The sequence below is a fragment of the Moraxella lacunata genome, from assembly GCF_900453205.1.
In the GTDB taxonomy this organism is placed as follows: domain Bacteria; phylum Pseudomonadota; class Gammaproteobacteria; order Pseudomonadales; family Moraxellaceae; genus Moraxella; species Moraxella lacunata_B.
The window spans coordinates 1-18,246 of record NZ_UGQU01000003.1; the positions used below are offsets into that span (position 1 = coordinate 1).

18 protein-coding genes, 1 tRNA gene, 1 rRNA gene and 1 other RNA gene are annotated in these 18,246 nt (G+C 43.0%); 10 read left to right on the forward strand and 11 right to left on the reverse strand.

Going from position 1 to position 18,246, the window contains the following annotated elements; genetic code table 11:
* Window positions 1-107: 107 nt before the first annotated feature.
* From DX073_RS08795 to DX073_RS08825, 7 genes are all read right to left on the reverse strand, one after another.
* Window positions 108-1,636, reverse strand: a 16S ribosomal RNA gene (locus DX073_RS08795).
* Window positions 1,637-2,038: 402 nt separating this feature from the next.
* Window positions 2,039-2,115: transfer RNA gene (locus DX073_RS08800), tRNA-Met, on the reverse strand.
* Between the two features lie 77 nt (window positions 2,116-2,192).
* Window positions 2,193-2,646: RNase P RNA component class A (rnpB, locus tag DX073_RS08805), an RNA gene on the reverse strand.
* 248 nt (window positions 2,647-2,894) lie between these two features.
* A protein-coding gene (locus DX073_RS08810) for an IS1 family transposase (protein WP_228707437.1) occupies window positions 2,895-3,595 on the reverse strand; the annotation gives its coding sequence in 2 pieces (ribosomal slippage) (window positions 2,895-3,247 and window positions 3,247-3,595; 702 coding nt in all).
* Window positions 3,596-3,650: 55 nt separating this feature from the next.
* On the reverse strand, window positions 3,651-4,220 hold the full coding sequence (locus tag DX073_RS08815) for an SMP-30/gluconolactonase/LRE family protein (RefSeq protein ID WP_115007575.1): 570 nt from the start codon (window positions 4,218-4,220) through the stop codon (window positions 3,651-3,653).
* Complete coding sequence (locus DX073_RS08820; protein WP_115007577.1) at window positions 4,207-4,413, reverse strand: hypothetical protein; 207 nt, start codon at window positions 4,411-4,413, stop codon at window positions 4,207-4,209. Before DX073_RS08820 ends, DX073_RS08815 begins: the two co-directional genes overlap by 14 nt.
* A gap of 272 nt (window positions 4,414-4,685) precedes the next feature.
* On the reverse strand, window positions 4,686-5,018 hold the full coding sequence (locus DX073_RS08825) for a hypothetical protein (protein WP_220186741.1): 333 nt from the start codon (window positions 5,016-5,018) through the stop codon (window positions 4,686-4,688).
* A gap of 752 nt (window positions 5,019-5,770) precedes the next feature.
* On the opposite strand from DX073_RS08825, the gene DX073_RS08835 reads away from it, so the two are divergent.
* Together DX073_RS08835 and DX073_RS08840 are read left to right on the forward strand one after the other, a co-directional pair.
* Entirely contained in the window at window positions 5,771-6,157 is a 387-nt protein-coding gene (locus DX073_RS08835; protein WP_115007581.1) for a hypothetical protein, read from the forward strand.
* Between the two features lie 184 nt (window positions 6,158-6,341).
* Window positions 6,342-6,725: an MBL fold metallo-hydrolase gene (locus DX073_RS08840; RefSeq protein ID WP_115007583.1), complete on the forward strand. Its 384-nt coding sequence runs from the start codon at window positions 6,342-6,344 to the stop codon at window positions 6,723-6,725.
* A gap of 62 nt (window positions 6,726-6,787) precedes the next feature.
* Here DX073_RS08840 and DX073_RS08845 read toward each other — a convergent pair whose 3' ends face one another.
* The 4 genes from DX073_RS08845 to DX073_RS08860 form a co-directional block, all read right to left on the reverse strand.
* A complete protein-coding gene (locus tag DX073_RS08845) occupies window positions 6,788-7,825 on the reverse strand; it encodes an IS110 family transposase (RefSeq protein WP_258556830.1) in 1,038 nt (345 codons plus the stop codon).
* 206 nt (window positions 7,826-8,031) lie between these two features.
* The gene (locus DX073_RS08850) at window positions 8,032-8,343 is read right to left on the reverse strand and encodes an ArsR/SmtB family transcription factor (RefSeq protein ID WP_115007585.1); all 312 of its coding nucleotides are present in this window, start codon (window positions 8,341-8,343) and stop codon (window positions 8,032-8,034) included.
* Window positions 8,344-8,445: 102 nt separating this feature from the next.
* Window positions 8,446-8,946, reverse strand: coding sequence for an isochorismatase family protein (locus DX073_RS08855; RefSeq protein ID WP_115007587.1), 501 nt, complete (start codon window positions 8,944-8,946; stop codon window positions 8,446-8,448).
* Window positions 8,947-8,965: 19 nt separating this feature from the next.
* Window positions 8,966-9,814: an MBL fold metallo-hydrolase gene (locus DX073_RS08860; protein WP_115007589.1), complete on the reverse strand. Its 849-nt coding sequence runs from the start codon at window positions 9,812-9,814 to the stop codon at window positions 8,966-8,968.
* A 156-nt stretch (window positions 9,815-9,970) separates the two neighbouring features.
* Here DX073_RS08860 and DX073_RS08865 point away from each other — a divergent pair, with 156 nt between their 5' ends.
* From DX073_RS08865 to DX073_RS08900, 8 genes are all read left to right on the forward strand, one after another.
* Window positions 9,971-10,774: a WG repeat-containing protein gene (locus DX073_RS08865; RefSeq protein ID WP_115007591.1), complete on the forward strand. Its 804-nt coding sequence runs from the start codon at window positions 9,971-9,973 to the stop codon at window positions 10,772-10,774.
* The gene (locus DX073_RS08870) at window positions 10,771-11,727 is read left to right on the forward strand and encodes a GlxA family transcriptional regulator (RefSeq protein WP_115007593.1); all 957 of its coding nucleotides are present in this window, start codon (window positions 10,771-10,773) and stop codon (window positions 11,725-11,727) included. Before DX073_RS08865 ends, DX073_RS08870 begins: the two co-directional genes overlap by 4 nt.
* Before the next feature lie 82 nt (window positions 11,728-11,809).
* Entirely contained in the window at window positions 11,810-13,702 is a 1,893-nt protein-coding gene (gene parE / locus DX073_RS08875; RefSeq protein ID WP_115007595.1) for a DNA topoisomerase IV subunit B, read from the forward strand.
* Window position 13,703: 1 nt separating this feature from the next.
* On the forward strand, window positions 13,704-15,203 hold the full coding sequence (gene tilS, locus DX073_RS08880; protein ID WP_115007596.1) for a tRNA lysidine(34) synthetase TilS: 1,500 nt from the start codon (window positions 13,704-13,706) through the stop codon (window positions 15,201-15,203).
* Window positions 15,204-15,249: 46 nt separating this feature from the next.
* Window positions 15,250-16,092 (forward strand): pyrroline-5-carboxylate reductase, encoded by an 843-nt coding sequence (proC, locus tag DX073_RS08885; protein WP_115007598.1) that lies wholly within the window; start codon window positions 15,250-15,252, stop codon window positions 16,090-16,092.
* 341 nt (window positions 16,093-16,433) lie between these two features.
* On the forward strand, window positions 16,434-16,931 hold the full coding sequence (locus DX073_RS08890) for a YggT family protein (RefSeq protein ID WP_228144909.1): 498 nt from the start codon (window positions 16,434-16,436) through the stop codon (window positions 16,929-16,931).
* 134 nt (window positions 16,932-17,065) lie between these two features.
* Complete coding sequence (locus DX073_RS08895) at window positions 17,066-17,314, forward strand: DUF2789 family protein (RefSeq protein WP_115007601.1); 249 nt, start codon at window positions 17,066-17,068, stop codon at window positions 17,312-17,314.
* A gap of 143 nt (window positions 17,315-17,457) precedes the next feature.
* Window positions 17,458-18,222, forward strand: a complete 765-nt coding sequence (locus tag DX073_RS08900) for a sulfite exporter TauE/SafE family protein (protein ID WP_115007603.1) — start codon at window positions 17,458-17,460, stop codon at window positions 18,220-18,222.
* Window positions 18,223-18,246: the final 24 nt, after the last annotated feature.

The window sequence follows — 18,246 nt, forward strand, 5'->3', positions numbered from 1 at the left end:
ACCCCGCCTTATCAAGGCGGTGCTCTAACCAACTGAGCTATAGACCCAATTTAACTTACTTTACTAAGAACAACTTGTTGTGAATTCTTGCTAATCAGATAATTCGTTAAGGAGGTGATCCAGCCGCAGGTTCCCCTACGGCTACCTTGTTACGACTTCACCCCAGTCATCGACCCCACCGTGGTGATCGCCCTCTTGCGTTAGGCTAACCACTTCTGGTGAGATCAACTCCCATGGTGTGACGGGCGGTGTGTACAAGGCCCGGGAACGTATTCACCGCAGCATTCTGATCTGCGATTACTAGCGATTCCGACTTCATGGAGTCGAGTTGCAGACTCCAATCCGGACTACGATTGGCTTTTTGAGATTAGCATCACATCGCTGTGTAGCAACCCTTTGTACCAACCATTGTAGCACGTGTGTAGCCCTGGTCGTAAGGGCCATGATGACTTGACGTCGTCCCCGCCTTCCTCCAGTTTGTCACTGGCAGTATCCTTAGAGTTCCCACCCGAAGTGCTGGTAACTAAGGAAAAGGGTTGCGCTCGTTGCGGGACTTAACCCAACATCTCACGACACGAGCTGACGACAGCCATGCAGCACCTGTATCAGAGTTCCCGAAGGCACTAAGCTATCTCTAGCGAATTCTCTGTATGTCAAGACCAGGTAAGGTTCTTCGCGTTGCATCGAATTAAACCACATGCTCCACCGCTTGTGCGGGCCCCCGTCAATTCATTTGAGTTTTAACCTTGCGGCCGTACTCCCCAGGCGGTCTACTTATTGCGTTAACTGCGTCACTAAGTCTTCAAGAGACCCAACGACTGGTAGACATCGTTTACGGCGTGGACTACCAGGGTATCTAATCCTGTTTGCTACCCACGCTTTCGAACCTCAGTGTCAGTATGATGCCAGGAAGCTGCCTTCGCCATCGGTATTCCTCCAGATCTCTACGCATTTCACCGCTACACCTGGAATTCTACTTCCCTCTCACCTACTCTAGTCACCCAGTATCAGATGCAGTTCCCAGGTTAAGCCCGGGGCTTTCACATCTGACTTAAATAACCACCTACGCTCGCTTTACGCCCAGTAATTCCGATTAACGCTTGCACCCTCTGTATTACCGCGGCTGCTGGCACAGAGTTAGCCGGTGCTTATTCTGTGGGTAACGTCAGGGCTTGTGGGTATTAACCACAAGCTTTTCCTCCCCACTTAAAGTGCTTTACAACCAAAAGGCCTTCTTCACACACGCGGCATGGCTGGATCAGGCTTTCGCCCATTGTCCAATATTCCCCACTGCTGCCTCCCGTAGGAGTCTGGGCCGTGTCTCAGTCCCAGTGTGGCTGATCATCCTCTCAGACCAGCTACAGATCGTCGCCTTGGTAGGCCTTTACCCCACCAACTAGCTAATCCGACTTAGGCTCATCTATTAGCGAGAGCTAAAAGCCCCCTTTCTCTCGTAAGACGTATGCGGTATTAGCGTAAGTTTCCCTACGTTATCCCCCACTAATAGGCAGATTCCTAAGCATTACTCACCCGTTCGCCACTAATCCGTCTAGCAAGCTAGACTTCATCGTTCGACTTGCATGTGTTAAGCCTGCCGCCAGCGTTCAATCTGAGCCATGATCAAACTCTTCAGTTTAATCTTTGTTTTGCCTAATTGCTTAGGACTTAATTTGTTTTGGCTCATTTATCGTGTACGTTATGTACTTACTAGCAATATTTGATATTTTTAAAAATATCTGCTCATCGTGTAAATGAATTAACTTTGAGTATTTTTGCTTGATAAATGATAATTTTTGTATTATCTTGTATTAGCAAAAATCCACACAAGTTGTTCTTAGTATGTTTTTAAATAGTGCGTGATACATCGTCTGTATCATCAATCAAGGCTGACTATTTTATCACAATGGATTTTTATGTCAAGCACTTTTTTAAAAATTTTTAATTTAATTTTCAACAATGCTTTATTGTCAGCGGAAATTACATTATATGATAATTTAAAATTAAGTCAAGGACTTTTTTAAATTCTATTAAGGTAATTTGGTGGCGATGAAGAGACTTGAACTCTTGACCTTACGATTATGAGTCGTACGCTCTAACCAGCTGAGCTACATCGCCGTTACAGGGTGCGAATTATACAGATGCTTTTATCTGTTGTCAACACCAATTTTAAAGAAATTTTCATTTTTATAAAAATAAATGGCAAACCGATAAGCCGGATTCTGTCGTGGACAATCATTCATCTAGACGCACAATCACTCATGCGTTCAAGCAACCTACCCGTATCCTAAGCGGGCAACTCATTGGATACCTATTTGGTCTTGCTACACGTGGAGTTTACCTCGCCATGAACTGTTGCCAGTCATGCGGTGGGCTCTTACCCCACCGTTTCACCCTTACCCGACCACTCAACCAAATATTCTTTAAAATTATAATTTTTGAATTTACAATAAACACTTGGTTGAGTGGTCGGGCGGTCTATTCTCTGTTGCACTGGTCGTAGGCTTTCGCCCCCTAGCCGTTAGCTAGCACGTCGCCCTATGTAGTCCGGACTTTCCTCCCTCCGACCACTTAATTTGACTAACATTTATCATAATATTAACTTTAAATCAAATTAAGTGGTCAGACGGTGATTGTCTGGTCTGCCTTTTTTATTCTAACACATTTTTATAAAAATATGTCAAATTTTCATACACAACTTGCAGAGCCTAAAACACCAATCATGTATGACGATTATTTGTACTTATACTCGCAACCTAGAAAGATTGCTAAAATTTGCAATACTGTGATAAGATAGCTAACAGACAGCTCATCAATGTTATCAATAATTATGGTTGCTTTAGATTTATTGGCACGATTCTTGCTTTGAATTGAATAAAATTTTGGGCATTGTTAAACTAAAATACATAATTCAAAGTTCCATTCCACTTAGCAAACAGTAAGTTCAAAGTGTTTTCTATCATTTTCTCGGATTTAGAATAACATTTTGATTTTCTTCTAAATCTTGCTGTGAAATGCCTAATGAGACTATTATAGCCCTCTATGGTAAAAGTTTGAGCTTTGCTTGTCATATGTTTTGATTTTGGAATGACTTCAAGGTAAGATTTCCAGTAGTCACTACAAAACAGTTGAATGTTATGGATATTCAATTGATTGTAAAGCTGTTTAAAGGTGTTGGTGTCTCGTCTGCCACAAACAAAACCTAAGATTTGTTTTGTTGTTCTGTCAATGGCAACCCAAGTCCAGCAAGCGTTTTTTTATGCTTGGTGTAGCTATGAATCTCATCAAGCTCAACGATATCTATCGCTTGATTGCTATCTTGTTTAATTTGATGTTGTTCACCAAGTTTTTTAACCCATTGATAGACTGTGCCATAACTAATACCTAATATGCGACCAATTGAGCGAAAGCCCAAACCTTCTAGATACATATTGATTGCCATTTGCTTGGTTTCTTCGCTTTTATGATGCGTTGGTTTATGTACCGAAAAGTAATGATTGCAACCTTTGCACTTATAGCGTTGTCTGCCATTGTTAAAACCTGCTTTGACAAAGTGTTTGTGCTTACATTTAGGACAACTATCAAATGTTTCGTTCATTGGTTTTTACTCTATATGGTAAAGTATTGAGCTATTTTAACTTATGTATTTGTTTTTAACAATACCACTTTTTCATATGGGCGACATAGATAAATTTGCCGTCTTTAGAGAGTTCAATGCCGTTGTTGCCGTTAAATTCGGTGCCTTGCAATTTTTCAAAGGCTTGTGATTTTGGTGTCCAGCGATAGACCGCCCCTGTGGCTTTGCCTGCAAACATTTCATCAAGCGTGTTGTCGGGGTGCATCATCACGGTGGTATAAATTGAGCCGTCCGCCCCTGATACCACTGCATTACCTGCTAAATATCTGCCCTTGTCGTCTTTGGGCATTGGTATATTGCCAAGCCAAGTGATGGTTGGTGTGGCGGTATTGGCATTGACTTCAAAAATTTCAATGGTTTCACGGGTAATGTTTTGGTCAAAACCATTGTGATTAACCGCATACAAAAGCGATTTGCCACCGCCAATCGCACGAATGCTCAAACCATGAATTTGCATTTCATCGGCGTGCGGTTGTGGCTGGCCGTTTTTAAATTGGGTAGAAGGTTTATCGGCTTTTGGAGCAATGAGCCTTTGAGTGGTTTTGCTTTGGCTGTCAATCAAATACAAACCGCTATGGTGCGTCATGCCGCTTGCGATAATCCATTTGGAATTGGGGATTTGCACCAAATCTTCGGGGGCTGTTTAGGTTTTCAATGTAGTTTAATTGAGCAACTTCTTTGGCGTTGTCAATGCTGATGAGTTTGGTCAGATTTTGCCCTGCGTGCTTGGCTGCTTGACTGGTTTGGTCGGCAAGCTGATCAATCGGCGTACACGCCACGCCCAATGTGGCAAGGGTTAGGGCAAGGGCGGTGCTGTCGAATTTTTTTTCATAAAATTTCTCTTTAAAATAAATGGAATGGGCGTATTATAAGATTTTATAATTGGCAATGGAATGGCGATTTTCGGGAATTTGGTTTTCGTTTTTGGAAAGATTATTTTTAGGCTGCCTGAAAATTTATGTTCTTAGCACCCCAACCATTTTTATCCACCCATCAAACACCTGCGGGATTTTTAAAATTTCCCCTTGTTCAAAATAATAGCGATGACTTTCTAGCGCAATGGTGGCAAAAATATGGGCTTGATAGTCCCATTTTTATCGTCAGATTTTATCCGTTTGGCGTGGGCGATAAAGGCGTTTTTTAATAAAGCGTGTATATCGTCATACAAATGATGACGGAGTGTTTTGATTTTCCAAAGTGCCAAAACGAGCCGTCTTTTTTCCAATAAGCGGTTGCCAATGATTTGCATAAATCGCACCAAATTATCGCTTTCAAAGCGTTGTTTTAAAATGCTTTGATATTCGACTTTGATTTGTTTAATCAATTTGCCCGCCAAATCGCTTTTGCCTGAATAATAATGATAAAAAGTCGTGCGGTTAATCAAGGCTTTTTCAATAAACTTCCTGCAAAACCCCGAATTAAAGAAAACCGTTATGGTTCGACAAGCTCACCACGAACGGTTTTTTCTTTTTTCAAATTATACCTACATTTTTATAATTTTATCTGTATATCCTGTTAAATACAAGGATTTTTGATATTTTACTTGTTTTTATTGACATATGTTTACTAAAACTATATAATGGGTAAATTTTAGTTAATTTATAGGGATTGATAATGGCTCGATTTTTCACAGTCTTATTGATGGTACTTGGTTTATTTGTTTTATCTTTTTCTACAACTGCTCACGCTTGTAAGAGAAATTGTAAACCAAGTCCATCTACGCAAAGCACAACAAATCAAAATTCTACCACACCAGCCTTTGCAAAGAGCTTAAAAACTATTAGATAGGCACTACGCAGATAAGGTTACTCAAAGTAGCTTAGCAAAAGATAAAAATACTGTTGTTAATAGAAAAATTGTAAATGTTCCTATTGATGTGCAAGCCATTAGAACTGGAAAAGCAAAATTCATTAACAATCAGTTTCATATCAATGGTAGGATTTATGGTCATCACGACGGAACTTTATTTCCAGTATCTGGTAATGGGTTTTATTTATTAAATAGAATTGAATACAAAACTTTGGGTGTGTACAATCAATTAGGTAATAATGATAGGTCTGAACAAATATTGAACAATATGAAGGTAGATAAAGCCACAAAAGATAAGGTTTTAAGAATATATAGAGAGATTCAATAATGATAGATATTTTTGTAGATAGCAAATATGACACCAATCAAGCAAGCAATTTAATGATGAATTTGTTTGAATTGGATAAAAGCAAGATAGTTGTTTGTCGGGCTGATGAACTAGATAAAATTACTGTTTCTGATGATATTTCTTGCTTATGTGTTATGTCAGATGTTAATGGAGATGTAAGTTTTCTGTTATCATTGCACATTATTGAGATGGATTTTGAATTATTTGTTCAAAAATTAAGTGATTTATCCGTTGTATTTCAAAATACCTTCTTTATTCCTTGTGATGATTTCAATGGTTATTTTAAAATACACAATAAATCAGTAGAAACCGTTTCTCTTGATGAAGAGCATTCTGATGGTAAGTTTGTCTATTTTGTGAACTAATCCAAATCAATCTGTAAAAACCTTAAACCCAAATCATTGATTTGGGTTTTTTTATTTTCAAATTATGCATACATTTTTCATATTTTATCTGTATATCCTGTTAGATACAAGCATTTTGGTGTTTGTGGTGGCGTAAATTTATTTATAAAATAAACGCATCACTTAATTTTAAGGAAACACAAAAATGATTAAAGTGCATTGCCTAACGACAGGTTGGGTACAAATTAAAATTCATCATCAACTGGCACGCTTTTTTGCTCGCTCTTTGCGTGTGCTTGATGTGCTGACCGATACAAAATGGTCGCCAAAATTGCCGATTGGTTGCTGGTTGATTGAATACGATGAGGGCTTGATTTTGGTGGATACGGGCGAAAGTAGCCGTGCTAATGACAAAGGCTATCAGCCGTGGTGGCACCCGTTTATGCAGTTTTGCAAACGCCGTGGTGTCAAGCCTAGCGAAGAAGTGGGCGAAGTGCTAAAAGCCAAAGGCTTTGACCCATTAAAAATAGACACGGTGGTGATGACCCATATGCACGGCGACCACGCAGGCGGATTGCCCAATATGTAGCAACTGTATCCCTAAAGAATACAGTACCACCAACCCTCATTAACTTTGTTGGCTTGTGGATGTTACTTAACGCTAAGATTAAGATGATAATCCGCTTGCCAAACACTGTCATTTCTAACAATGGCGTTAATGACGATTAGGAGTTTACGCATACAAGCGTTGATGGCAACTTTAAAGGGTTTGCCTTTGCCTATCAAACGCTCATAAAACTGTTTAAATTTGGGTTCATATTGTCTTGCCACATTGGTGGCATTGTATAAGACATTACGAACCGATTGCCTACCCCCTTTGCAATGGCTCTTGTATTTAAGTGTGCCACTTTCTTTGGGGTGTGGGGCAACGCCCACTAAGGAGGCGATTTCTTTATTGCTTAATGTACCAAGTTCAGGTAACATTGACATCAAGGTAGCGACAGTAACACCACCAATCCCCTTGATGTCTTTAAACTTTTTTGTGGTGTCATCAAAATGTTTGCTTAGGGTGTCGATGTCTTGTTCTAACTTAGCAATCTGTTCATCAAGGTAAGCAATGACTTGTTTAACACTCTCAAGCTGACTTTGATGAATTTGCCAAATACGGTTCTTTTCTTGTACACGCATTGCCACAAGCTGATGACGGCGTACTACCAATGCCTCTAAGCGTTCTTGCTCTTCGCTTGGTGGGACATAGAGCAAATGAGTAAGTTTGCTCTCATCAAGACTTAAAAACTTGGCATAAAGAGCAAGCATTTTGGCATCTTGGTTATCTGTCTTAGCATTAGAATAAGACTTAGCAAACTGGCTGGTTTTATTAGGATTGGCAATCACCACATTAAAGCCTGATTGATACAGGGCTTTGGCAAGGGGGATTTCTAATCCGCCTGTACTTTCAAGTACTACCAAAGCTAGGTTTGTGCCTGCATTGGTATTAAGATAAGCCATCGCTTGTTTGATGTCGCCCCCAGTGTTTGAAAAGGTTTTGGTTTTATCCTTACAAGAAAGTGATACCACAAAGACCTTTTTGCCCACATCAATGCCACAGTAAATGGGTTCATTGGGCTTGTTCGCTACATTGGTTTTGGTTTGCTTGGTATTTTTGGTTTGTTTAGCATTATTCATCATTAACCTGCCTTGTATTCGGTTTAGAGTCTATCAACTGTACGGTTTTGATTGATGAAAGGTTATCCACTCTTAAAGCTACGACACGAACTTAATCTTGGGTGGTTGCCCTTATGGTTCTAAGGTGCGTACAAGATGTGGATAACGGGTTTTTGCTTATTATACCTTAAAAGGGGGTATACAAAGGTGCGTATTACGCACCTTACGCATTACTCGGACAATATTTTTTTCATCAATTCAACGAGTTCGCCCATTTTTTCAATTTCATCTTTCATTGCCAAACTGTAAAAGCGTTCTTTGCCGATTTGTTCTACGCTGACGGCATTGGCAGAAAGCATAATTTTCAAATGGTGTGACACCGCAGGGCGAGACAAATGCAGATTTTCGGTAATGTCATTGACTCTCATCGCCCCATTTTCCAGCAATAATTTCAAAATCAAATGGCGGTTTTCGTCCGAAAGCACGGTAAAAATGGGAATGCAGTCTTTCATTAACTGCATTGCGTGGGTAATATCGGTCATTTTGGGCTTATAAGTTTAAAAATTTGGACTTATTATAGGCGGTTTTGGGGGAAAGTCAAGAAAAAACACCGCCTGCAATGTGCAAACGGTGTCTTTATCAATTTAAACCACTTCAATCCACGCTCTATCCGCCAACGCCCCAAGTGCGATTTGATGAATCAGCTCGGTCGGTGCGGTGCAAAGGCTTGATAATACAAGGATTTTATAGTCTTTGGCAAAGGGTGAAAGGGCGGTATGGGTAACGCAGTTTTGAGTCATAATGCCACAAATGTCCACTTGTTCAATGCCATTTTCTTGTAAGATTTCAAGCAAATTGGTGTTTAAAAAACTGTCAGCGTGTCTCTTTTGCACCAAAGGCTTATCCGCCAAAATGCCCGCAACCGATGAATGCAGTTCGGTACCGTGCGACCCTTCGGCAAACAATGGATAATCTTTTGCCATTAAATGCTGAACGCCAATGACAAGCTCTCCGTTTTGCTCGGCAGTTTTGGCGTAATTGGCGATGTTTTGAGCGATGGTGTCCACATTAAATTGGTCAAATTTGCCGTTTGCGGAAGCAAAGTATTCGTTTTGTACATCAATCACTAAAAGTGCGGTTTTCATAGGGCTTCTCCACTAAAAATTATTTTAATTCAATCACTTGCCCGTCAGCAGGAATGATGACTTTATCGGTGAGTTTCTCGCCAATCACAAATTTACGCATATCTTCACGGCTTACCGCATTATGATTGGTGGTGTCCATATGCACGGTGATGAGCTTGGCGTTTGGGGCGATTTGGCTTGCCTTTAATACATCAGCTGTCCCCATAATAATGCCGTCCGCAATGCCGTTAATGCGAGCAAAGCCCGTATTCATGACCAAATATTCAGGCTGATATTTGTGCAAGGCTTTATTCACATCAGCCGTCCACACCGTATCTCCCATAATGTAGGTAGTTTTGTGTCCGTCTTTTTTGATGACTACGCCCATTGCTTCGCCCAAAAGCTGTGCCATTTGTGGGTTGGCGTACATTTGTTCTGTGCCGTGCGAACCGCCTGTTTTGTGGAGTTCCACCCCATTAAATACCGATTTTTCGTGCAAAACTTGTACATTTTTAAAGCCTTGCGAGCGGATAAGTTTGGCAGCGCTTTCATTTTGCACAAAAATCGGCAAATGTTTGGGGATTGCTTTTTGGGCGGTTTCGTCCCAATGGTCTTCGTGGGTGTGGGTTACGATAACTGCGTCCACGCCTTTTAAAATCTCATTGGTAGACATCGGCAAATCAACCAAGGGCATACGCAAATGACTGTTAAAAGTCCCCGCAAAGCCCGCCATCGCTTCTTTTTTGGCAAAAAATGGGTCTATCAAAAAGGTTTGTCCTGCATACTCAATTTTGGCGGTAGCATTACGAATGTGCTGATAACCATCAAGGGCAAAAGCTGATAAGCTCATTGTTAAGGCAAGAGCGGATAAGGCAAGTTTTTTTAGCATTTTAAAGCTCCAATACGGTTAAGATTGGTGCGTATTTTAAAGAATTTGGGGCTGTGCTAAAATAGGCAATATTGCCAATCAACACAAGGATTTTGCCATTTTTATTTTGATGTGAAAATGGTATAATAAATCCATATTTTTTCGCAAAGGAACAAAATGAAATTTCTATCCTTTAAAAAAGTCCCCTATTTGTTGGCAATGGTATCACCTTTGTTATTTTCACAAAATAGCCACGCCGATACTTGCAAACGACCACCGAATAAACACAAACTTGATTATATTTCTTGTCCTTATGAAGGATTTTCTGTTGCTGAAAAGGGCGACAAATCAGGATTTGTGGATTTATCTGGCAATCTTGTCATTCCGTTGATTTATGATGATGTGGATTTATTTAGCGATGGTTTGGCGAAAGTTGAAAAAGATGGAAAAACTTTTTTTATCAATTATCAAGGCGATATTGTCATTCAAATTCCCAATAACATAGAAGTGATTAGTGAATTTAAAGAAGGATTTGTGGTTGTTAAGCAAAATGCCAAAATTGGCTTTATGGATAAAGCGGGTCAAATTGCCATTGATTTTCAATATGATAATGCGTCAGATTTTAGAGAAGGTTTGGCGGTTGTTGTGATGGATAATAAAAGCGGATTTCTTGATAAAACAGGAATATTGGTGATTCCATTTCATTATGATGAAACCACTAAATTTTTTAATGGCATTGCCAGTGTAAGAATTGGCAATCAATGGGGAGTAATCAATGCCAAAGGCGAGCTTGTTATTCCGATGATTTATGATTTTATTAGCGATTTTAAAGACAGTGAAACAACGGACGCCAAATTAAATGGCGAATGGATTAAAATTGACAAACAAGGCAATATTATCAAAGACAATACAGAATTGCAAAATTTTGACCAAGGTATTCGTCATCGAAAAATTCTTGAAATCTTGAATAAAAAGCAATGATTTTTAGCAACCAACCGCCAAAACTCATCCTTTACGCCCAAAACGGCTGTAATGATTTTGTCTTTAACATTCCCTTTTCACTATTTCAAGCCACTTATCAAGGACAAAAACTGTTTGATTTTGGGGTATGTAGCGACAATGGTAAGGCGATTTTTAGCGAATTTGGGGCAAAAATTGCGGCAGGTGGCGATTTGTCGCTGTTAGACAAGGCTGACATCATTGTCATTAGTGGCTTTGTGGGCGATGTACCAAATGCCAAATTATGCCAAAAATTACAAACCGCCCACGCACAGGGCAAAAAAATCATTGGGCTGTGTTATGGCACTTTTGTGCTTGCTTTTGCTGATATTTTGCACGGCAAAACGGTAGTAACCCATTGGGCGGGCGAACAAGCATTTAAAGAAAAATTCCCAAATATTCAATTGGATAGCAACCGGCTTTATGTTGATGACGGCAATATTTTGACATCGGCAGGGGCGTTTGCAGGGCTAGATTGTTGTTTGTATTTTATTCGCACGCTTTATGGGGCAAAAGTTACCAATGAACTGGCTCGGCACTTGGTCTCCGCTCCATACCGTGTGGGCGGTCAAGCCCAATTTAGCGACATCTCGCCAATTAGCCACGCCAAAGACGAAAAAATCAATGAGTTATTGCAATTTTTAAGCGACAATTTGGCGGACAATCATAAATTAGACGATTTGGCAAAACGAGTACATTTATCAACACGCAGTTTTGCTCGCTATTTTAAAAACGCCACCAATATGACTTTAAGCCAGTGGCTGACCGCCAAACGCTTGGCAAAAGTGCAAGACTATTTGGAAAGCACGGATTTGCCGATTGAAATCATCGCAGATAAGACAGGTTTTGGCACGGCAAGTAATTTACGAATGCAGTTTAAGGCGTGTTTTGGTGTCAGTCCGCAAAGTTTTAGGAAGAGTTTTGGGGCTAGCTGACTGGCAAGAATTTTAATCATCAAATTTAAATATCTGCCAAAATCGGTTACAATACCCCCTTTTTACCATTCATAAAAGCACAATGACCAACTACACCACCCAAAACCTAGAAGTCCTAGAAGGGCTAGAACCTGTCCGCCGTCGCCCCGGTATGTACACCGACACCACCCGTCCCAACCATCTTGCCCAAGAGGTGATTGATAACTCGGTGGACGAAGCGTTGGCAGGACACGCCAAGCACATTACCGTTACCCTGCACGCTGACGGCTCGCTGTCGGTGCTCGATGACGGACGGGGTATGCCCACCGACATCCACCCCGAATTCAAGCAATCAGGCGTGGAGCTTATCTTGACACGCCTGCACGCAGGGGGCAAATTTAGCACGGACAATTACGCCATTAGTGGCGGTCTGCACGGTGTGGGCATCAGCGTGGTCAATGCCTTATCCAAGCGGGTGGACGTGGTCGTGTGGCGTGATGGGGTGGAATATGACATGGCGTTTGAATATGGCACGCCTGTGAGTACATTGAATAGCAAGCCTGCTCCAAATAAGAAAAAACGAGGCACGCAGGTGCGTTTTTGGGTAGATGAGCAGTATTTTGACAACCCAAAATTTGCCATCAAATCCTTAAAACACAACCTAAAAGCCAAAGCGGTGCTATCAGCAGGGCTAAAAATTGACTTTGTGAGTGAGCCCGAACCGTCCGACAGCGAATCGTGGCAATACACAGACGGCGTGGTGCAGTATCTCACCGAACAGCTTGGCGAGCTTGCCATTATCCCTGAGGTGCCATTTTATTTTAGTCAAGAGCCGACAGGGGGCGAACGTGGTGGAGCGACTTTTGCGATAGCGTGGCTACCTGAATCAGGCACGCCCATCACGGAAAGCTATGTGAACCTAATCCCCACCGCACAAGGCGGTACGCACGTCAACGGGCTACGCACAGGCATTACGGACGCACTGCGTGAGTTTTGTGAAATTCATAGTCTGTTACCCAGAAACGTCCGCCTAACTGCTGATGACGTGTGGGACGGGGTGAATTTTATTTTGTCTTTAAAATTTGCCGAGCCACAGTTTAGCGGTCAAACCAAAGAACGCCTATCCAGCCGTGAAGCGTCCCCACTCGTGCAAACCCTTGCCAAAGACGCATTTAGTCTGTGGTTAAATCAGCACCCCGACACCGCCAAAGCCATCGCCGAGCTTGCCATCACCAAAGCAGGTAAAAGGCTCAAATCCGCCCAAAAAGTCGCCCGCAAAAAAATCACCCAAGGCCCTGCCTTGCCGGGTAAATTAGCCGATTGTAAGGGCGAATTTAAAGACGGAGCGGAGCTGTTTTTGGTGGAAGGCGACAGTGCAGGCGGGTCTGCCAAACAAGCCCGAGACCGCCATTTTCAGGCGATACTGCCCCTGCGTGGTAAAATCCTAAACACATGGGAAGTCTCACACGACACCGTGCTGTCTAGCCAAGAGATTCACGACATCGCCATTGCCATAGGGGTAGACCCAGCAAGCGACGACCTATCCGAATTACGCTATGACAAAATCTGTATCCTAGCGGACGCAGACAGTGATGGGCTACACATTGCCACGCTTATTTGTGCGTTGTTTGTCAAGCATTTTCGCTCGCTTGTGGAAGCGGGGCATTTGTTTGTCGCCATGCCCCCACTGTATCGCATTGACATTGGCAAGGACGTGCATTATGCCTTGGACGATGATGAGTTAAATGCCATTTTGAAAAAAACAAAATCCAAAGGCAAACCGCAAATTACCCGTTTTAAGGGTTTGGGCGAGATGAATCCTGACCATTTGCGTGAGACGACCATGAATCCCGATACTCGCCGTTTGGTACAGCTTGACATTGATGATTTTGTGAGTACCAGCAGTGTGATGGATATGCTACTTGCCAAAAAACGAGCGTCCGACCGCAAGGCGTGGCTAGAAAGCAAGGGCGATTTGGCGGATTTGGCGGTATAAGATGACCGCTTGCCCCATTTTGTCCGCCTTGTCCGCCCTAAATGACGTGCCTTATCCTTTATATGTGGCGTGTAGTGGTGGGCGAGACTCGCTCGCTCTGGCGTATGGCTGTTATCTGTTGTATCAGCAGGGCAGATTGGACAGGCTACCCACGCTACTGCACGTTCATCACGGCATACAACAGGCAAATGACGACTGGGCGAGACTGGTGGGAGCGTGGGCAGACGAGTATGGATTTGACTGGCAAATTTTGCCTTTAACCCTTGCCAAAAAAACCGAAACATCAGCACGCACCGCCCGTTATCAAGCACTCATGGGGGCGATGGTGGACGATGGCGTGCTATTGGTGGCGCATCATGCCGATGACCAAGCCGAGACGGTACTTATGCGACTCATCAACGGGGCGGGCGTGCAGGGCTTATCAGGCATGAGAGCATGGAGCGCCAAAACCGTACAAGGGCGGACAATGAACCTACATCGCCCCTTGCTCGGCGTATCTCGGCACGAAATTACGGCATTTGCCCACGCCCACGCCTTGCCCTATGTGGACGACCCAACCAATGACACAACCGACAACGCTCGCAGTCTTATCCGTAACGACATCTTGCCACGCCTGACCGCCCTAAACCCCAAGGTTCGCCAAAACATCGCTCGCACCGCACATCTGATGAATGACGCTCACGCACTCATCAGCGAAACGGTATTTGAATTGTTTAAGAAATGCACCCTTGATACGACCCACACGCCTTTTGTGGGCTGTTTGGACATTCATGCATTACGCACGCTGTCGGCACATGAGCAGTCGGCGGTGGTGCGGTTTTTTGTGCAAGCGGATAATCCCCTACCGCCCAGTTATCAGACCGTCAGCGACACCCTAGCATTGACCGCTCGTGATGATGGCGACCATAGCACAGAGATTTTTTGGCAAGGCAGTGATGGCGATGACATGGGTGGTAATGGCAAGGCGGTGGTGCTATGCCGTTATAAAAATACCCTGTACCGCTATCATCATGAGCTGTGGTTGTTATTACAAGATGAGATGAGCGATGACAAAATCGCCCTAAATTCCTCTAAAATTATCCTAAAACAAAACACCACATTTGCCATTTTTATGGATTTTCATGATGGTTTGCGTGAATTGTTGATGGATAAATCGGCTTATATTCGACCTGTTCGCCGTGATGAGCGGCTGCGGATTTATGAGCCGTATGCGGATAAGGATGGCAAAACCCAAATCGGCTTTACCAAATTAAGTGGTAAAAAACTCTACCAACGCCTAAGCATTCCCACATGGCACCGTGCCAATCTGTGGGGGCTGTATGTTCATGATGAGATGGTACTTGTGATGAGCATGGATAAGTGGTGGCTGACTGACAGTGCTATGTTCCATGCCTTGCGTGGGGCATTTGATGATGGACGGTGGGGGCGGACGTTGTTGGCGGTGGATAAGGCATGGGACATAGGGCATGAAAGTTTTGCACAATTAGGGCATTTCATGTAAAATGGCGGATTGGTTAGAATTTTAAAAAGGGCGATGGCAGGGCAATATGACAGACTTTCACGCATTACAAGACAAAACGGTGGTATTCATCGGTGGCGGTAATATGGCAGGGGCGATGATTGGGGGGTTATTGACCGCCAAACGTTGCCACGATTTGACCTTAACCGTTGGTGTATCAGACAAAAATGCCGATAAGCGAGAACGGTTCGCCAGTCAAGGCGTATTGACCGCTACGCCTGACACCGCCCATGAGCTGATAACCAAGGCGGATGTGGTGGTGCTTGCCGTTAAGCCCCAAGTGCTGATGGACGTTGCCCTAAGCCTTGCCCCATATTTGGCGGATAAGCTCGTCTTGTCAGTATTGGCAGGCGTGCCATGTGCGACACTCCAACGAGCCTTAGGCTGTAGACGTGTGGTGCGTGCCATGCCAAACCTACCGTCTGCGGTGGGGGCAGGGGCGACAGGGCTGTATGCCGATGAGACGGCAAGCTCGTCCGATAAGGACGTGTGCGAAGCGGTCATGACAAGCTGTGGCGTGGCGGTGTGGGTGGACGATGAGACCAAACTGCACGCTGTAACGGCGGTGGCAGGCTCTGCTCCTGCGTACTTTTTTTATGTGCTAGAACACATGACCGCCCAAGCGGTGGCGATGGGGCTGACTGCCGATAACGCTCATCGTTTGGCGGTGCAAAGCATGATAGGGGCAGGACTGCTTGCCAAAGATGGCGACCCACAGGCACTGCGTATTAGCGTAACATCAAAAGGCGGAACGACCGCACAGGCATTGGCTTCGTTGGAGCGTGATGACGTGGGCGGTGCGTTTGGGCGGGCGATGGTGGCGTGTTATGACAGAAGTGTGGAGCTGGGTGGGTTATTTGATGATAAATAATTAAAATTATGGTATTGTTAACCAACCATACCTTTGGGTAGGTTTGTAGGGGCAAATCACATTTGCCCTGTGATAAAGTGTTGATTTTTGGGCGAATGTAATTCGCCCCTACACGTCCAAATTTTAAAATATATCTTTATTGAACAATACCGATTTTTCATTTAAAAGGTGCGTGGTACGCACCTACCATACTAAAATTTAATCACAATTTGCCAATATTATTTAACCCACATCATTTTAACAATGACTGATGATAGAAACTACCACTTATGAATGAACCGATTACCATTATTTTTAATGTCGTTGTCAATTTTGCCTTAATCATTTGTTTTTTAAGGTTTATGTTTCAGTTCGCTGAGATTGACCCTAAGCACCCTTATGCCAAAGTTACCTACATGCTCTCGGCAGTGGTTACGCTGTTTGGGCGGATTTTTCCTGACTTGGGTAAGGGGCGATTTAGTACATCGGCGGTGGTGCTGATGCTACTTTTGACCTTTATCAAGATTGCAGGCATGGCGAGTATTTTGGGTAAGCCCATGACCCCGCTTGTACTGTTTTTTAGTGGCAGTTTGACGGCGATACTCTCGCTCATTGATATGTTTCAGTATATCGTGTTTGCGTCGGTCATTCTAAGCTGGGTCATCATGCTGTTTCAGGTGATGCACCCACTCATGGAGCTTATCATGCAGATGGCAGAGCCGATTGTCGCCCCATTTCGCAAAATCACGCCCAATCTGGGCATGCTTGACTTTTCGACATTGGTTGCCATTTTGGTGTTGGCACTTTTGGAGATGGGCATTCGCATTGTGGGCGGTAATATCTTGTCGGCATTGGTGTAGTTCTGCTTTTTACATTTATATAAAAATCAGCACATAAAACACACAATATCAAGCCCAAATTTTGTTAGAATTAAAAACAAGTTTAAGGACTTACCATTCATTTATATTTACTTTGGACTATTTTGGAGAATACCATGTTAGACAATGCCGAACACACCATGAATGACCTATTTGCCCAGCTCGGTTTGCCAAACTCGGATAGCGAGATTGATACTTTCATTAAAAACAATCAACTGCCTGAGAATGTGACATTGGCAGATGCCCCATTTTTAGATGAGCAACAAAGTATGTTTATTCGTGAAGAATGGAAGCTAGATGCAGTTTGGTCGCTTGTTATTGATGAGCTAAATGCAAGACTGCATGAAGAAAATAAACCTGCCTAAACTCATACAAAAAGGCTTGAAAGCACCGCTTTATGCGGTGTTTTTCGTTTTTGGAATAAGCAATGACGTATCGTGCATATTACTTTTTGGGTAAAGTTTGCGATAATTGCCCACGTTTTTATGATTTGGAATAAGGGCAGTTCATGCTATCACAATTTGATAATAATGATTGGATTATCATTGTTTTTTTTGTACTTGGGGCGTTGTTGCATGGTGTGGCAGGATTTGGCTATCCCATTGTTGGCACCGCGATTATTGCCAGTTTTTATCCGCTTAAAATTGCGGTGGCGATGGTTATTGTGCCGTGCATCATTCTAAATCTCATCATGCTTCGCACGGGTGGGGGTATTATCGCCAACATTATCAAATACAGTAAAGAGTACTTTTGGCTGTTTGTGATGAGTTTTTTGGGTGGCTTGGTTGGGGTGCGACTGCTTCTGCTGTTTCCTGATAGCTATCTAAAAATATTTTTAGGTCTGACGCTCATTGTCTATATTATTACCCAATACAGCAGATTTAGAATCACCTTTAAAAAAGACAAAGTCACCATGGCGGTGGCGGGGTTTTTGGTTGGGGTTATCGGCGGTGTTACCAATGCCATTGTGGCGTTTTTGATGATTTATCTTATCGGCACAGACCGCACCAAGCATGAGATGGTGATTGTCAATAACATGAGTATTTTGATTACCAAAGTCATTCAGCTATTTACCTTGACTCCGCTCATCATGGCATTTAGCCAAAAGCAGATGGCTATGCTTGGAATCGTGATCGTGATTTCTATGCTGTTTGTCTATTTGGGTTCAAAGGTGCGTAACAGACTCTCTCAAGAAGTCTTTGGTCATGTCATCTCGGTCGTGCTGTTTGTGCTTGGGGTATATGCGCTGTGGCAGGGGATTCGGATTTTGTGATAAAATCTTTAAAACAAAAACGGT

Coding starts and splice junctions, on each gene's coding strand:
- DX073_RS08815 (WP_115007575.1), bottom strand. CDS start 4,220: ATGACGCACCATAGCGGTTTGTATTTGATTGACAGCCAAAGCAAAACC.
- DX073_RS08835 (WP_115007581.1), top strand. CDS start 5,771: ATGATAGATATTTTTGTAGATAGCAAATATGACACCAATCAAGCAAGC.
- DX073_RS08840 (WP_115007583.1), top strand. CDS start 6,342: ATGATTAAAGTGCATTGCCTAACGACAGGTTGGGTACAAATTAAAATT.
- DX073_RS08845 (WP_258556830.1), bottom strand. CDS start 7,825: ATGATGAATAATGCTAAACAAACCAAAAATACCAAGCAAACCAAAACC.
- DX073_RS08850 (WP_115007585.1), bottom strand. CDS start 8,343: ATGACCGATATTACCCACGCAATGCAGTTAATGAAAGACTGCATTCCC.
- DX073_RS08855 (WP_115007587.1), bottom strand. CDS start 8,946: ATGAAAACCGCACTTTTAGTGATTGATGTACAAAACGAATACTTTGCT.
- DX073_RS08860 (WP_115007589.1), bottom strand. CDS start 9,814: ATGCTAAAAAAACTTGCCTTATCCGCTCTTGCCTTAACAATGAGCTTA.
- DX073_RS08865 (WP_115007591.1), top strand. CDS start 9,971: ATGAAATTTCTATCCTTTAAAAAAGTCCCCTATTTGTTGGCAATGGTA.
- DX073_RS08870 (WP_115007593.1), top strand. CDS start 10,771: ATGATTTTTAGCAACCAACCGCCAAAACTCATCCTTTACGCCCAAAAC.
- parE (WP_115007595.1), top strand. CDS start 11,810: ATGACCAACTACACCACCCAAAACCTAGAAGTCCTAGAAGGGCTAGAA.
- tilS (WP_115007596.1), top strand. CDS start 13,704: ATGACCGCTTGCCCCATTTTGTCCGCCTTGTCCGCCCTAAATGACGTG.
- proC (WP_115007598.1), top strand. CDS start 15,250: ATGACAGACTTTCACGCATTACAAGACAAAACGGTGGTATTCATCGGT.
- DX073_RS08890 (WP_228144909.1), top strand. CDS start 16,434: ATGTTTCAGTTCGCTGAGATTGACCCTAAGCACCCTTATGCCAAAGTT.
- DX073_RS08895 (WP_115007601.1), top strand. CDS start 17,066: ATGTTAGACAATGCCGAACACACCATGAATGACCTATTTGCCCAGCTC.
- DX073_RS08900 (WP_115007603.1), top strand. CDS start 17,458: ATGCTATCACAATTTGATAATAATGATTGGATTATCATTGTTTTTTTT.